The organism is Mesorhizobium sp. M0019 (assembly GCF_040323975.1).
Lineage (GTDB): Bacteria > Pseudomonadota > Alphaproteobacteria > Rhizobiales > Rhizobiaceae > Mesorhizobium.
Window position 1 is genome coordinate 1 of sequence record NZ_JAMYVK010000057.1, and the last position, 13,503, is coordinate 13,503.

The 13,503-nt window shown below is 62.9% G+C and carries 14 protein-coding genes and 1 pseudogene; 1 reads left to right on the forward strand and 14 read right to left on the reverse strand.

Annotated features, from left to right (window positions below; genetic code table 11):
- Positions 1-81: 81 nt before the first annotated feature.
- A pseudogene (locus tag NKK47_RS29355) lies at positions 82-723 on the reverse strand (DMT family transporter); the annotation flags it as partial.
- A 339-nt stretch (positions 724-1,062) separates the two neighbouring features.
- Between NKK47_RS29355 and NKK47_RS29360 the strand changes: the two are divergent.
- Positions 1,063-1,569 carry an OsmC family protein gene (locus tag NKK47_RS29360; RefSeq protein ID WP_352448969.1) on the forward strand — a complete coding sequence of 169 codons (507 nt, stop codon included), beginning with the start codon at positions 1,063-1,065 and terminating at the stop codon, positions 1,567-1,569.
- Between the two features lie 152 nt (positions 1,570-1,721).
- Here NKK47_RS29360 and NKK47_RS29365 read toward each other — a convergent pair whose 3' ends face one another.
- From NKK47_RS29365 to rplI, 13 genes are all read right to left on the reverse strand, one after another.
- Positions 1,722-1,943, reverse strand: coding sequence for a hypothetical protein (locus NKK47_RS29365; RefSeq protein ID WP_254820234.1), 222 nt, complete (start codon positions 1,941-1,943; stop codon positions 1,722-1,724).
- A 130-nt stretch (positions 1,944-2,073) separates the two neighbouring features.
- Positions 2,074-2,703 (reverse strand): hypothetical protein, encoded by a 630-nt coding sequence (locus tag NKK47_RS29370; RefSeq protein ID WP_352454393.1) that lies wholly within the window; start codon positions 2,701-2,703, stop codon positions 2,074-2,076.
- A gap of 80 nt (positions 2,704-2,783) precedes the next feature.
- Positions 2,784-3,530, reverse strand: a complete 747-nt coding sequence (locus tag NKK47_RS29375; RefSeq protein ID WP_352454394.1) for an SDR family NAD(P)-dependent oxidoreductase — start codon at positions 3,528-3,530, stop codon at positions 2,784-2,786.
- The gene (locus NKK47_RS29380; RefSeq protein ID WP_352579237.1) at positions 3,527-3,817 is read right to left on the reverse strand and encodes a hypothetical protein; all 291 of its coding nucleotides are present in this window, start codon (positions 3,815-3,817) and stop codon (positions 3,527-3,529) included. Before NKK47_RS29380 ends, NKK47_RS29375 begins: the two co-directional genes overlap by 4 nt.
- Before the next feature lie 26 nt (positions 3,818-3,843).
- On the reverse strand, positions 3,844-5,313 hold the full coding sequence (gene purF / locus NKK47_RS29385; protein WP_023677717.1) for an amidophosphoribosyltransferase: 1,470 nt from the start codon (positions 5,311-5,313) through the stop codon (positions 3,844-3,846).
- A gap of 125 nt (positions 5,314-5,438) precedes the next feature.
- A complete protein-coding gene (locus NKK47_RS29390) occupies positions 5,439-6,110 on the reverse strand; it encodes a CvpA family protein (protein ID WP_023677716.1) in 672 nt (223 codons plus the stop codon).
- Between the two features lie 47 nt (positions 6,111-6,157).
- The gene (gene radA, locus NKK47_RS29395) at positions 6,158-7,576 is read right to left on the reverse strand and encodes a DNA repair protein RadA (RefSeq protein ID WP_352579238.1); all 1,419 of its coding nucleotides are present in this window, start codon (positions 7,574-7,576) and stop codon (positions 6,158-6,160) included.
- The gene (locus NKK47_RS29400; protein ID WP_023677715.1) at positions 7,576-8,181 is read right to left on the reverse strand and encodes a hypothetical protein; all 606 of its coding nucleotides are present in this window, start codon (positions 8,179-8,181) and stop codon (positions 7,576-7,578) included. The genes radA and NKK47_RS29400 overlap by 1 nt, the downstream gene beginning before the upstream one ends.
- A 21-nt stretch (positions 8,182-8,202) precedes the next feature.
- Positions 8,203-9,693 carry a replicative DNA helicase gene (locus NKK47_RS29405; RefSeq protein WP_023677714.1) on the reverse strand — a complete coding sequence of 497 codons (1,491 nt, stop codon included), beginning with the start codon at positions 9,691-9,693 and terminating at the stop codon, positions 8,203-8,205.
- 206 nt (positions 9,694-9,899) lie between these two features.
- Positions 9,900-10,868, reverse strand: coding sequence for a small ribosomal subunit Rsm22 family protein (locus NKK47_RS29410; protein ID WP_352454396.1), 969 nt, complete (start codon positions 10,866-10,868; stop codon positions 9,900-9,902).
- Positions 10,869-10,871: 3 nt separating this feature from the next.
- Complete coding sequence (locus NKK47_RS29415) at positions 10,872-11,195, reverse strand: YnfA family protein (protein WP_352454397.1); 324 nt, start codon at positions 11,193-11,195, stop codon at positions 10,872-10,874.
- Positions 11,196-11,277: 82 nt separating this feature from the next.
- Positions 11,278-12,567 (reverse strand): cyclopropane fatty acid synthase, encoded by a 1,290-nt coding sequence (locus NKK47_RS29420; protein ID WP_352454398.1) that lies wholly within the window; start codon positions 12,565-12,567, stop codon positions 11,278-11,280.
- Positions 12,568-12,720: 153 nt separating this feature from the next.
- Positions 12,721-13,305, reverse strand: coding sequence for a 50S ribosomal protein L9 (gene rplI, locus NKK47_RS29425; RefSeq protein ID WP_254820243.1), 585 nt, complete (start codon positions 13,303-13,305; stop codon positions 12,721-12,723).
- Positions 13,306-13,503: the final 198 nt, after the last annotated feature.

Sequence of the window (13,503 nt, forward strand, 5' to 3'; positions counted from 1 at the left end):
GAGGTTCGCGGAAAAGCGCCCAACAGCGGCCACATCGCCGCTTCAGGCCGCCAAAACCTCATCGCCGTGCATCAAGGCGGCTAGAAGCACAGCGTCCCTGGCCGAGACAGCCAGCGGATCGGCGACGAACCAGCCGAGCACGAACAGAAGGAATGCCGACACCGCACCCGCCCACACCACCGGCGTGTCGCGGAAGGCGCGCACCATGATCATGTAGAGCGCGCTCCCGATCGTCATCAGCAGCGCCAGCCCGTCGCCGAACAAATGGCCGGTGCCGAAGCCGGACCAGACCATGATTGCCACACCGCATAGTGACACAGCAGCGGCGGCAAGCGTCTGCAGCCGGAACGGCTCGCGGACCAACAGGAGGGCCAGCAGCGCGGTGACGAACGGGGCCGTGGCATAGATGATCGCGACATTGGCGACAAAGGTGAACTTGAACGCCGAGATAAAGGCGATGCTCGCGAGTGCGCCCTCGATCGCCAGCAGCCAGCCTCGCCAGCCGAGCCGCAAGCTGTCGCGACCGCCGGAGCGCTGGCGGCGCCATAGGACATAGAGGCTGATCAGGATCGAGCCGACGAAGCCGCGCCAGCAGGTAATGGTCAGCGGGTCGGCATGGATCGATTTGGTCAGCACGCCGGTGAGGCCGAAGACGGCCGCCGATGCCGAGACCAGGATGATGCCGAGGGTACGCTCGCGGGCGCTTTCCACTGTGCATGGCATGTCCAGCGATCCCGTCATCTCACCAGCCTGCGCTGCCCCTTCCTGACACCATAGTGTCAGCTCGAGGCGTCCTGCATCGAAAACAGCAGGTAGGCAGCCCCGGTGAACAGGATTCCGGCAAGAACCCGTTCGCGGGTTTCCGCGATGGCGATATCGGCCATATGTCCGGCGGCCTTACGAATGTGTTGCGAGAGACGGTGTGAAGGCGTTGGATGCTCCCCGTATCGTCAGGCTATACGGGCGAAACCCTGCCAAGCGCTACGCCAGTGGAGACTTGCGTTTGGGCAGGCGGCATCGCCGTTAGGCAGCGAAGCCAGGCAACTATGGGAGAGAAACGAAATGGATGCGATCGCATTGAAGGCCATGCAGGCGCCGCTGAAGGTGGCCTATCGCGACGACGCCTCGCGCGCGCTGATTACTCTCCGCGCCAAAGGCTCGATCGACGACCAATCGATCGCCTGCAAGGTCGAGACAGGCAGGGCGATCGCCATTGCCGGGCTGCATCCGGCGACCGGCGGCACCGGGCTCGAACTCTGCTCCGGCGACATGCTGCTGGAGGCACTGGTGGCTTGCGCCGGCGTCACGCTGAAGGCGGTAGCGACGGCGCTGGAATTCAAGCTTGGGGCCGCCACGGTGGAAGCCGAAGGCGACCTAGACTTTCGCGGCACGCTTGGCGTGGCAAAGGATGCGCCGGTTGGCTTCCGCGCCATCCGGCTGACATTTGGCCTCGACACCGACGAGCCGCAGGAGCGCATCGATGCGCTGCTCAAGCTGACCGAGCGCTACTGCGTCGTGTTCCAGACCATCAGCCAGAAGCCGGAGCTGACGGTAAGCGCGCGACGCTGACGATCTCCCCCCTTGAGCGGGAGATGTCGCCGAAGGCGACAGAGGGGGTTGTCTCGCGTGAAGCGGCAACCGCTGCAGCAGGCCGAGCCCGGTCGGACCAACCCCCTCTGGCCTGTCGGCTATCTCCCCCTCGAGGGGGAGATCACGCTGTCCTACTGCGCCGACGGCTCCTCGGCGTCGCCCTCGTCGGCGAAGGGCGAGGCGCTCGGCACGCACTGCACCGACCAGCCGGCCGGCGTCGGTTGCTTCTGGTATTCGGTTATGGCGAAGGCGCACTGTTCGCGGGTGTCGAATGTGCTGGGCAGCACGACCATGCCGCCTTGCGGGCCGGCGATCACCAGATACCAGACTAACGCTACGCTCGGTGCCGCCATGAGTATTTCCTCGCTCTGCTTGTTTTGGGAGTCGCACGATCCTAGCAACTCCGGCCCAGCGGCGAAAGCTGGGCCAAAGCGCGGCGTTAAGCCACGGCATCACAGCCACGTGACGTCGGGTCGTTTTGGTTCAGTTCACCGCAAAACAATAGAACAGGCCGTCGCCGCCGGTGCCCTTCAGCGCTTCCTGGCTGCAGCCACCGCGTGACGCATGCGAGGAATTCCACGATTTGGCGGCTGCCGAATCATCGAGGCCGGTACGATCGTGATGACCCATCATCGCCACACCTTCTGCTTCGCTCAGCGTCCAGTCGCCGCAGGTCTGGTCGGCTATTTTCGTGCCATCCGGCTTGGAGCCGGTCAACACGTCGTGCCGGTTGGGCGTGTCGCCGCGGCCGTTGACCATTTGGCCCTTTTCGTCGAGTGCCGTCTGTTTGGTGATGGCGTTGGCATCGCTATGCAGGGAAGCGACATCATCGGCGATCTTGACGCCCTTGGCGTTGAACCACGGGCCTTTGCCGATACGGTCGCGTGCATCGGTATCGCTGGTCGAGAGATAGGCGCGCCATGTCTTGCCGGTAACGCCCGCGGCTTCGGCCAGAGAACTACAATGGGCGTCGGCGCCGGCGAGACCGCCGAGATCGGCGCCTTTGCCGGAGCCGACGCTGGTGACGAAAAAGCTCATCGTTGCCTCCTGCGACGACGCGGCGCCGATCACTGCAAGCAGCGCGGTGGCAGTCAAGAGAAGCAGTCTCCGCATATGGTCCTCCGTTTCTCGAATTGTGGCACCCGAACAACGTTGGTGCCGGCGCAATTCTTCCGGCAAAATGCGATGTGTGGCTACTCCGGCTGCCGGTAGGCGACAAAGCGATTGTGCTTGGCCTGGAAGATCAGCCCGGTCTCCTTGAGCGTAGGGCTGGCCAGCGGCACGATACGCTTGGCGATCTCCGAAGGGTGCGGCAGTGTTTCAGGATCCTCGCCGGGTACGGCCTGCGCCCGCATCGCGGTGCGCGTTGCCCCGGGATCGGCGGCATTGACCCTGAGCGGCAGGTTTTCGGTCTCATGCGCCCATGAACGCGTCATGGCCTCGACCGCCGCCTTCGACGCCGCATAAGGCGCCCAGAAGGCGCGTGCGGAGTGGGCAAGGCTGGAGCTCAGCACGATAGCACGGCCGGCATCGGAAAGCCTGAGCAGCGGGTCGACCGAGCGGATCAGCCGCCAAGTTGCGGTGACGTTGATGGTCATCACCTTCTCGAAGGTCTTGGCCTCGACATGGCCGATCGGGGCGATGACGCCGAGCACAGCGGCGTTGGCGACCAGTATGTCGAGCTTGCCCCAGCGCTCGTGGATCGCGCCGCCCAGCCGGTCGATCCCCGCCATGTCGGCAAGATCGAGCGGTACCAGCGTCGCCTGTCCGCCACCTGCCTTGATCTGGTCGTCGAGTTCTTCCAATCCGCCGACGGTGCGAGCAACCGCAATCACATGCGCACCGGCCGCGGCAAGCTCCCTGGCGATGAAATAGCCGATACCGCGCGAGGCGCCGGTGACGACCGCAACGCGGCCGGAGAGATCGAGGGGAGGGGTCATGAGCTATTCTTGGGTTGCTGGTCTAAGAACGACAGCTGAATGAAGGCAATTAATTGTTTGGCGGAATTCTCGTCAAGAGGGACAAAAACCGTTGCATCACCACCAATGGCTTTGACGACGACATACTTGTCCTGAGTCTCTCTCGCCTCTCTAACTTGGCAAAAAAGAAATCCATTACCGAGAGGCGTATCGATATCGACCTCAGATCTAATCTGATCTTTGAGCAAGGATTTTGCAAATGAGAGTGAATCCTTGAGGGCTTGCCATAAGCCTCGTCGAGCGCTCATGTCTTACCTCCGTCCGGATCGGAATTCTAAGACCCGCCGGCCGCTAACAGCGACAGCGTGCGCACATTGTCGGAGCCTTCGAAGTCGGCAAGCCGGGTCGGATACTGGCCGGTGAAGCAGGCGTCGCAGAATTGCGGCTGCTCGTTGTCGCGGCCGGCCTCGCCGACGGCGCGGTAGAGCCCGTCGATCGACAGGAAGCCGAGCGAATCGACGCGGATGAACTCGGCCATCTCCTCCACCGACATGCGCGACGCCAGCAGCTTCGACTTTTCCGGTGTGTCGACGCCGTAAAAGCAGGAGGCGCGCGTCGGCGGCGAAGCGATGCGCATATGCACTTCCTTGGCGCCGGCATCGCGCACCATCTGGACGATCTTCTGGCTGGTGGTGCCGCGCACGATCGAATCGTCCACCAGCACCACGCGCTTGCCTTCGATCATGCGGCGGTTGGCGTTGTGCTTGAGCTTGACACCCATGTGGCGGATCGAATCGCCGGGCTGGATGAAGGTGCGGCCAACATAGTGATTGCGGATGATGCCGAGCTCGAACGGAATGCCCGCGGCCTGCGAAAAGCCGATCGCCGCCGGCGTGCCCGAATCCGGCACCGGCACGACGATGTCGGCCTCGACCGGACTTTCCTGCGCCAGCTCGGCGCCGATGCGCTTGCGCACTTCATAGACGTTGCGGCCTTCGACCGACGAATCCGGCCGCGCGAAATAGACATATTCGAAGATGCAGAAGCGGGTCTTCTGCGGCTCGAACGGGAACAGGCTTTCGATGCCCTTGCTGGTGACGACGACCATTTCGCCGGGCTTCAGGTCGCGCACGAAACGCGCACCGATAATATCGAGCGCGCAGGTCTCGGAGGCGAGAATCCAGGCGCCGTCGAGATCGCCGAGCACCAGCGGGCGGATGCCGAGCGGGTCGCGGCACCCGATCATCTTCTTGGACGTCATCGCCACCAGCGAGAAGGCGCCTTCGACTTGGCGCACCGCATCGATGAAGCGCGAATTCAGGTCGCGCTCTTTGCTGGTGGCAACCAGGTGCAGGAGCGTTTCGGTGTCGGAGGTGGAAGAGAAGATGGCGCCTTGCTTCTGCAGGGCGCGCTGAACGGTCATGGCGTTGGTGAGATTGCCGTTATGGGCGACGGCAAAGCCGCCATCGGCAAGTTCGGCGAAGAAAGGCTGGATATTGCGCAGACCGGCGCCGCCGGTGGTGGCATAGCGTGTGTGGCCGATGGCACGGTTGCCTTGCAGGCTGTCGATGACACGCTGCTTAGTAAAGGTGTCGCCGATCAGGCCGACATGGCGTTCGACATGGAATTGGGTGCCGTCATAGGAAACGATGCCGGCCGCTTCCTGGCCTCGATGCTGCAACGCATGCAGACCGAGCGTTACGATGGCTGCGGCGTCCTGCCGGCCGAAAATGCCGAACACGCCGCATTCGTCGTGGAAATGGTCGTCGGCTTCGGCGGAAAGCACGTCGTCTGCGTCTGCCACTGAGGCTGCCATTGGGGCTCAAGCTCCGCTAAAGTCGCCATATAAGGTCATAGCGCATCGAAAGCAACGCACGTCGTGCGGCGTTCACATGATCGACAGTCTTGAGCCTCGCAAGTCTGTCGAAATCAGTTTGCCGGCGCCGGGTTTGCAGGTGCCGGCGTCGCGGGCGCATTGTCGGCCGGCGGCGCATCGCTGTCGTCGGGTGCCGGAGCAGTGGCGTCGTCGCCGGCGGCAGGGGCTTCCGCTGCAGGCGCGTCGGGGGCCAGAGGCGTCTCGGTGGCCGGCTGATTCGGATTGAGCTTGTTGAGGATGGCGTTTTCCGGATCCTCGGGCAGTAGGCTTTCGAGCTTGGCGCCGATCGATTCGAGCAACGGCTTTGACTTGGCGTTGGCAATCCAGCCTGGAGCCTTGGCGCCGGCCAGCCAATTGAAGAAAAGCAGCGCGACAGCGACGACCAGGATGCCGCGCGCCGCGCCATAGAGGAAGCCAAGTGTACGATCGAGCGCGCCGATCCTGGAATCGATGATCCAGTCGGCGAGCTTCATGGTGATGACCGAAACGACGATCAGCGCGACAATGAAGACGATACCGGCGGCCGCCGCCATGGCGGCCTTTTCGTTGTCGACATAGGGCTGAATGTAAGGCAGCACCGGCTTGTAGAAGAAGAAGGCGGCGGCCGCGGCGGCTGCCCAGGAGATGATCGACAGGATCTCGCGCGAAAAGCCGCGAACCATAGCGAGCATCGCCGAGACCAGGGTGAAGCCGACGAGAATTCCGTCAAGCAGCGTAATCGGCATGTTTTTCGCCCCACTCCGATCTCTTTTTCACGGCCCGACGAGCCGCATCACTCTTGCTCGTCGGCGCGGCTGCGCCGAGAGCCGGCTATGCGCGCCACGAGATCGGCAAGCTCGGTGGGCTGGAAAGCGCCGGCTCCGATCCCCCCGACCCCATTACCACCAACAAGTTCCTCGCTGCTCAAGGGCAGAACCGCGCGTCCGAAACCCAGCTTTTCGGCTTCCTTGAGGCGCTGCTGCGCATGCGCAACCGGCCTCACCGCACCCGAAAGGCTGATTTCGCCGAAATAGACGCAATCGGCGGGAAGGGCAAGACCGGTGAGCGAGGAAACCAGTGCCGCCGCCACTGCCAGGTCGGCCGCCGGCTCCGAAATGCGGTAGCCGCCGGCAACGTTGAGATAGACGTCGTGCGTGCCGAAGCGGACGCCGCAATGGGCTTCCAGAACCGCCAGGATCATCGACAGCCGGGCACCGTCCCAGCCGACGACGGCGCGGCGCGGTGTGCCCAGCGTCGATGGCGCCACCAGCGCCTGGATCTCGACCAGCACCGGCCGTGTGCCTTCCATGCCGGCGAAAACCGCGGCACCCGGCGACTTCGCATGGCGCTCACCGAGGAAAAGCTCGGACGGGTTGGCGACTTCCCGCAAGCCCTTGTCCGACATTTCGAAGACGCCGATCTCATCGGTTGGCCCGAAGCGATTCTTGACCGTGCGCAGGATGCGGTAGTGGTGGCCGCCTTCGCCCTCGAAATAGAGCACCGCGTCGACCATGTGCTCGACAACGCGCGGTCCGGCGATCTGGCCCTCCTTGGTGACGTGGCCGACCAGAACGATCGCCGCCCCTGTGGATTTTGCGTAGCGGATCATCGCCTGGGCGGCGGCACGCACCTGGGTCACCGTGCCGGGCGCCGAATCGGCCATATCGGTCCACAGCGTCTGGATCGAATCGAGAATGACCAGATCCGGCCGCTTGCCATCGGCGATGGTGGCGAGGATGTCCTCGACATTGGTTTCGGCGGCGAGCTCGACCGGGGTGTCGGCGACGCCGAGCCGCTGGGCACGCAGCCTGATCTGCGCGACCGCCTCTTCGCCCGAGACATAGACGATGCGGTGGCCCTTTGCCGCCAGCGCGGCCGCGGCCTGGGTGAGCAGCGTCGACTTGCCGATGCCGGGATCGCCGCCGACCAGCAGCGCCGAGCCGCGCACGAAGCCGCCGCCGGTGGCCCGGTCGAGTTCGCCGATGCCGGAGACGATGCGCGGCGCGTCCTCGATGTCGCCGGAGAGGCTGGTCAGCACCACCGCACGGCCCTTGCGGGCGTTGCGCGTATTGGCCGGGCCGGAGCCGATACCGCCTGACGTACCTTCCTCGACCAGCGTGTTCCACTCGCCGCAGGCATCGCATTTGCCAGCCCAGCGCTGATGCACCGATCCGCAATTCTGACAGATGAACTGGATACGGGATTTGGCCATCAGTTTATTGGTTCCAAGAGGTATTTGGAACGATCCCAGTAAATCGGCAAAGCATTTTCGACTGTATCGAAATGAGTGCGGCGCTGGCCGTTGCTCTGAGCCCAATTGTCGTATGCCGACCAACATGCATAGATGAACAAATTTACCGCCAAATCATTGTCTCGCCTGACTTCTTCATGCAGCGTTTCGAACAATCGCCTGAGCGCTAACGAGAGGCGGCGGTCCTGAAGCCGATGCATGAGAAGGAATGCACACCCGATCGCAGCGACAGACGTACTCTGCCGAGAGTCCCCTGACCAAAGTGCCAAAAGGCCCAGAAGATCATCGATGTCGCGAGTCGTTCCCAGCTTCCAAATCCGATAGAGGCCGGTCACTGCCGCGCTTCGCGTATAGTCTTCGACATGCTTGGCAAGGAATTTCCTCACCAATTCAACGTTCTCGGGCGTCGGTTCGCTCGAGTAGCAGAACACCAGCAAACCGGCGTGCGATTCCGTGCGAGAAATTGACCCGGCAGATCTCAAATATTCAGTGAGTTGCGCGCGTTCATCCTCGGAGATGTCATACTCTTCGAATTTTATCCTTTGGTAGATATCGCTAAAGTCCAATCGGCTGCTCCGCGACAATGCCTACTCGAACCGATCCGGCAAATGATGCTCCTCGGCGAGGTCCGAGAAGCGGGTGAATTCGCCCTGGAAGGCGAGGCTGACCGATCCCGTTGGGCCGTGGCGCTGCTTGGCGACGATGACCTCGGCCTTACCGCGCATCTCGTTCATCTCGTGTTCCCATTTGATGTATTCGTCGGTGCCCGGCTTCGGCTCGCGGTTCTTCAGGTAATATTCCTCGCGGTAGACGAACAGCACCACGTCGGCGTCCTGCTCGATGGAGCCCGATTCGCGCAGATCCGAAAGCTGCGGGCGCTTGTCATCGCGGCTCTCGACCTGGCGCGACAGCTGCGACAGCGCGATGATCGGCACCGCCAGCTCCTTGGCTAGTGCCTTGAGGCCGGTGGTGATCTCGGTGATTTCCTGGACGCGGTTTTGCGAGGATTTCGCGCTCGATCCCTGCATCAGCTGGATATAGTCGATAACGATGACGTCGAGGCCGCGCTGGCGCTTCAGGCGACGCGCGCGGGCCGACAGCTGAGCGATGGAAATGCCGCCGGTCTGGTCGATGAACAGCGGGATTTTCTGCATTGTCTGCGAGCAGGCGACCAGCTTTTCGAAATCCATCTCGCTGATCTCGCCGCGCCGGATTTTCGACGACGGGATTTCCGTCTGTTCGGAAATAATGCGGGTGGCCAGCTGTTCGGATGACATTTCGAGCGAAAAGAAGCCGACGACGCCGCCATTGGCCGCCTTGAACGAGCCGTCCGCCTGCTGCGCCGGGACATAGGCCTCGGCGATGTTGAAGGCGATATTGGTGGCGAGCGAGGTCTTGCCCATGCCGGGGCGGCCGGCAATGATGATCAGGTCGGACGACTGCAGGCCGCCCATGCGGCGGTCGAGATCGCGCAAGCCGGTAGCAACGCCCGACAAATGCCCGTCGCGCATATAAGCCGCATTGGCCATGTCGACGGCGGTCTTGACGGCATCGGTGAAGCTCTCGAAGCCGCCGTCGTAGCGGCCGGTCTCGGCCAACTCGAACAGGCGCCGCTCGGCATCCTCAATCTGGTCGGAGGGCGACATGTCGACCGGCGCGTCATAGGCGATGTTGACCATGTCCTCGCCGACAGTGATCAGCGCGCGCCGCGTCGCCAGATCGTAGATGGCGCGGCCATAGTCGGTGGCGTTGACGACGGTGACGGCCTCGACCGCCAACCGCACGACATATTGCGCCACCGTCATGTCGCCGACCTTCTCGTCGGCCGGCAGGAAGGTCTTCAGCGTGATCGGCGTCGCGATCTTGCCCATGCGGATGAGCTCGGCCGCGACCTCGAAGATCTTTCTATGCAGCGGCTCGTAGAAATGGCCGGGCTTCAGGAAGTCGGAGACGCGGTAGAAGGCATCGTTGTTGACCAGTATGGCGCCGAGCAGCGCCTGCTCGGCCTCGATGTTGTTCGGCGCCTCGCGATAGAGCGGTGTTTCCGCCACGCCGAATTTTCGTGCTGCCTCTGCCATGATGTCCCCGGTCCTGATCCCCGTCTCTCGATATCAGAACGAGACAAGTCGGTGATGACTTATCTGCATCAGTCCCCAACCAACCAACTTTGATGCCCGCGATTCACAGCCAGGATCTTTCGGTGGAAAGAATCTCGATTGACTCGAATCAAGATGGCGAGCCTAGCCGTTCTCAGGCGAGAACAAAACAGGAAAATAGCTGCCGGTCATTCCGGCAAGGCATCACCCCAATCCAGTCGCCGCGCGGCCTTGAACGTCTCGCCGTCGCGCTTGGTGAACAGTCGCTCGGCAGCACCCCCATCCTGTTCGCAAAGCTTCAGCAAGACCTTGCCGGAGCCCGACTTCGGCGGTGCGATCACTCGCGCTCGAGGCGGAGCGGCCGGATGGCGGGAGGCCGCGACAAAGATGAATTTCTCGTCCTCCCACGGCACCTCGGCATCCTTGGCCAGACGGTGTAGGCGCGAGCGGGCGACGCGGCGGGCGAAATGGCACCAGTCGGGGGCGACGAGCGGACAGGGCGCCTCATGCGGGCAGGGCGCAAGCACGTGCGCGCCCGCCTCGATCAGCTGCCGCCGTACGGCAAGAATACGCTGCCAGCCGGCCGGCGTGCCCGGCTCGACCACCAGCAGCGTGTCTGCGGTCAGCTGCCAGAGCCGGTCGACGAGTTTTGCCAGCGATGCCGGCGCGATCTCGTCCAGCACATAGGCTGAAGTCACCAGATCGGCCGGCTCCAGATCGACCAGGTCGATGGTGATGTCGCCGGTCCGCCAGGCGGTCCTGGCCGTGATCGAGTCCGCGGCAAGTGCTTCGCCGACCCTTCGTACCGCGGCGCCGGCCTCGAGCAGCACCGCCTGTTCGAGATCCGGCCAAAGATTGATTGTGGCCCAAAGCACCGTGCCAGGGCCGGCGCCGACATCGAGCAAGGTCTTCGGAGCATAGTCGGGCCGAGACTCGCCCACCGCATCGAGGCTGGCGCGAACGGCCGCATAGGTCGCCGGTAGCCGCGTTGCCAGATAGGCCTTCACCGCCATGTCTTCGGCCATGTGCAGGCGGCCGTCGCGCAACTCTGCGCGGTAACGGTCCGACAGCGTCCTGGCCGCTTGCTTAAGCATCGGCAACGGCACTTTTTCGAGGAGGCGGTCGACGCCTTGTCTAAGTGGGACAGGCAGTTCCATCGCTTACGCCGCCCGAGGTGCGAGCACGATGACCGAGGCGCCAACGATGCAGATCGCGGCACCGGCAAGGTCCCAGCGGTCTGGGCGCACGCTTTCCGCCAGCCACAGCCAGACCAGCGAGGCGGCAATGTAGATGCCGCCATAGGCGGCATAGGCCCGGCCCGCCGCACTGGCGTCGACCAGCGCCAGCAGCCACGCAAATAGCAGGAGCGAGACGAGACCGGGCGCCAACCACAGTGGCGACTTGTCCAGCCGCCACCACGCCCAGAACGAAAAGCAGCCGGCGATCTCGGCAAGTGCGGCGGCGACGTAGAGGAGGTAGGTCATGAAAAAAGGTCCCGCGTTGACGAGACCTTTTTCAGCGTGCCAGCCGGCAATGGCAAGCGGCAATGGTGCAATCGCAGGCAGTCTACTCCGGATCCGCCACCTTGCGGCGGCGCGTGGGCTTGGCCGCAGAAGCCTTTTCACGACGTCCAAGATCGCGCATCTCCAGCGCCTTCTCGCAACTGGCCATGTAGTCGCGCGTCATCGGCAGCGTGTCGTTCTTCTTGGCAATCTGGATTTGGAAAATCACCAGATCCTGCCAGCGGAAAGCGGCTTCCGAGGCGGCAAGATAGAACTCCCACATGCGGCAGAAGCGCTCGTCATAAATCGCCTTGGCCTTGTCGCGGTTGGCGGCGAAGCGCTCGCCCCAATGCTTTAGCGTCTCCGCATAATGCAGCCGCAGGACCTCGATATCGGTGACGACGAGCCCCGATTTCTCGATGGCCGGCATCACTTCGGAGAGCGACGGGATGTAGCCGCCCGGGAAGATGTACTTGCGGATGAAGGCGCTGGTTGCCCACGGCACGCCGGAGCGGCCGATCGTGTGCAGCAGCATGACGCCGTCCGGCTTCAGCAGCGTCGCCGACTTGTCGAAGAAGGTGCGGAAATGATTGACGCCGACATGCTCGAACATGCCGACGGAGACGATGCGGTCGAAACGCTCATTGAGCTCGCGATAGTCCTTGATGTCGAAATGCACCCGGTTTTGCAGGCCTTGCGCATGGGCGCGGTCGGTGGCGACGCCGTGCTGCTCGGTCGACAGCGTCACGCCTTGCACGTCGACGTCGAACGCCTTGGCTAGATAGAGCCCAAGCCCACCCCAGCCGGAGCCGATATCAAGAACCGTCTGGCCGGCCTTCAGCCTGAGCTTGGCGGCGATATGGCGCTTCTTGGCCGCTTGTGCCTCGTCGAGCGTCATGTCCGGCTGCTCGAAATAGGCGCAGGAATATTGCATGTCCTCATCGAGGAAGAGGCGGTAGAGGTCGCCCGACAGATCGTAATGGCGCTGCACGTTGCGGCGCGCCCGCGACGCTGTGTTGATCTGCTGCAGGCGCCGGAAGGCGTGGCGCAGACCTTCGATCGCCTTCGACCAGGTGGCATCGATACCGCCGCTGCCCATGTTCTGGAAGGCAATCCGCATCACCCCCAGCACGCCGCCCTCGAGAATGTCGAGTTCACCGTCCATGTAGGCTTCCGGCACCGCCAGCATCGGATCGAAGGTTATTGCGCGCTCGGCATGCCTTGTCTTGATGTGCATGTGCACCGGCTCGCCGCTGCCGTCACCGAAAGTCACCATCGAGCCTTGCGGCCCTGTCACCTTGAGATTGCCTATGCGGACCAGGCGGTCGAGAACGCGTTTCAGCAGAATATTCATGACCAATTGTCCCCTCTCGGCCAGACATGCTGTCCTATTCTGCATCAAGATATAGGGGTTCGAAAAGTTCCATTTGGCATAAAAATGCCCGGGTACGGGGCCCGGGCATTGGTCCAGAATAGCGATTAGCCGGCGAATGCCGACGAATGACGATCAGCCGTTGTCTTCGCCGCCTTCGAACTCCGCATTCGGATCGAAGAAGTTTTCCGGCCGCGCATTATCGTTGATGTCCTCGCCGTAGATGGCTTCGGCGGTGGTCAGTGTTTCGCCCTTGGCCTGGCGCTCGGCTTCGTCGGCCGTGCGGGCAATGTTGAGTGTGATGGTAACCTCGACTTCCGGGTGCAGCGCGATCGCCACATTGGTGACGCCGATGGTCTTGATTGGCTGGTTGAGCAGGATCTGGTTGCGGTTGACCGAAAAACCTTCCGCCGTCACCAGCTCGGCGATGTCGCGCGTCGAGACCGAACCATAAAGCTGACCGGTTTCGCCGGCCGAGCGCACGGCGATGAAGCTCTTGCCGTCGAGCTTTTCTGCAATCTGCGCGGCTTCGGACTTGCGCTCCAGGTTGCGGGCTTCGAGCTGGGCCCGCTGTCCCTCGAACTTCTTCTTGTTAGCTTCGTTGGCGCGCAGCGCCTTGCCTTGCGGCAGCAGGAAATTGCGGGCGAACCCGTCCTTGACCTTGACGGTATCGCCCATCTGGCCGAGGCGGGAAACGCGTTCGAGAAGAATGACTTCCATGGTTTTGTTCCTTCGCTTGGGCGCTATCCTCAGGATCGGCGCCGAGTTGTCTGGAACAGGTCAGGAAGCTGGGGCGTCGCCGCCTGTGTCGCTGTCCTGCCTGTCGCGGCAGTTAGGATCTCTTGTCGAAATCCAACCCGGGATTTGGTATTCGATCCGGCTACGCCCGTCGTGGCCGGTGAAAAAGCGGGCGGCGAA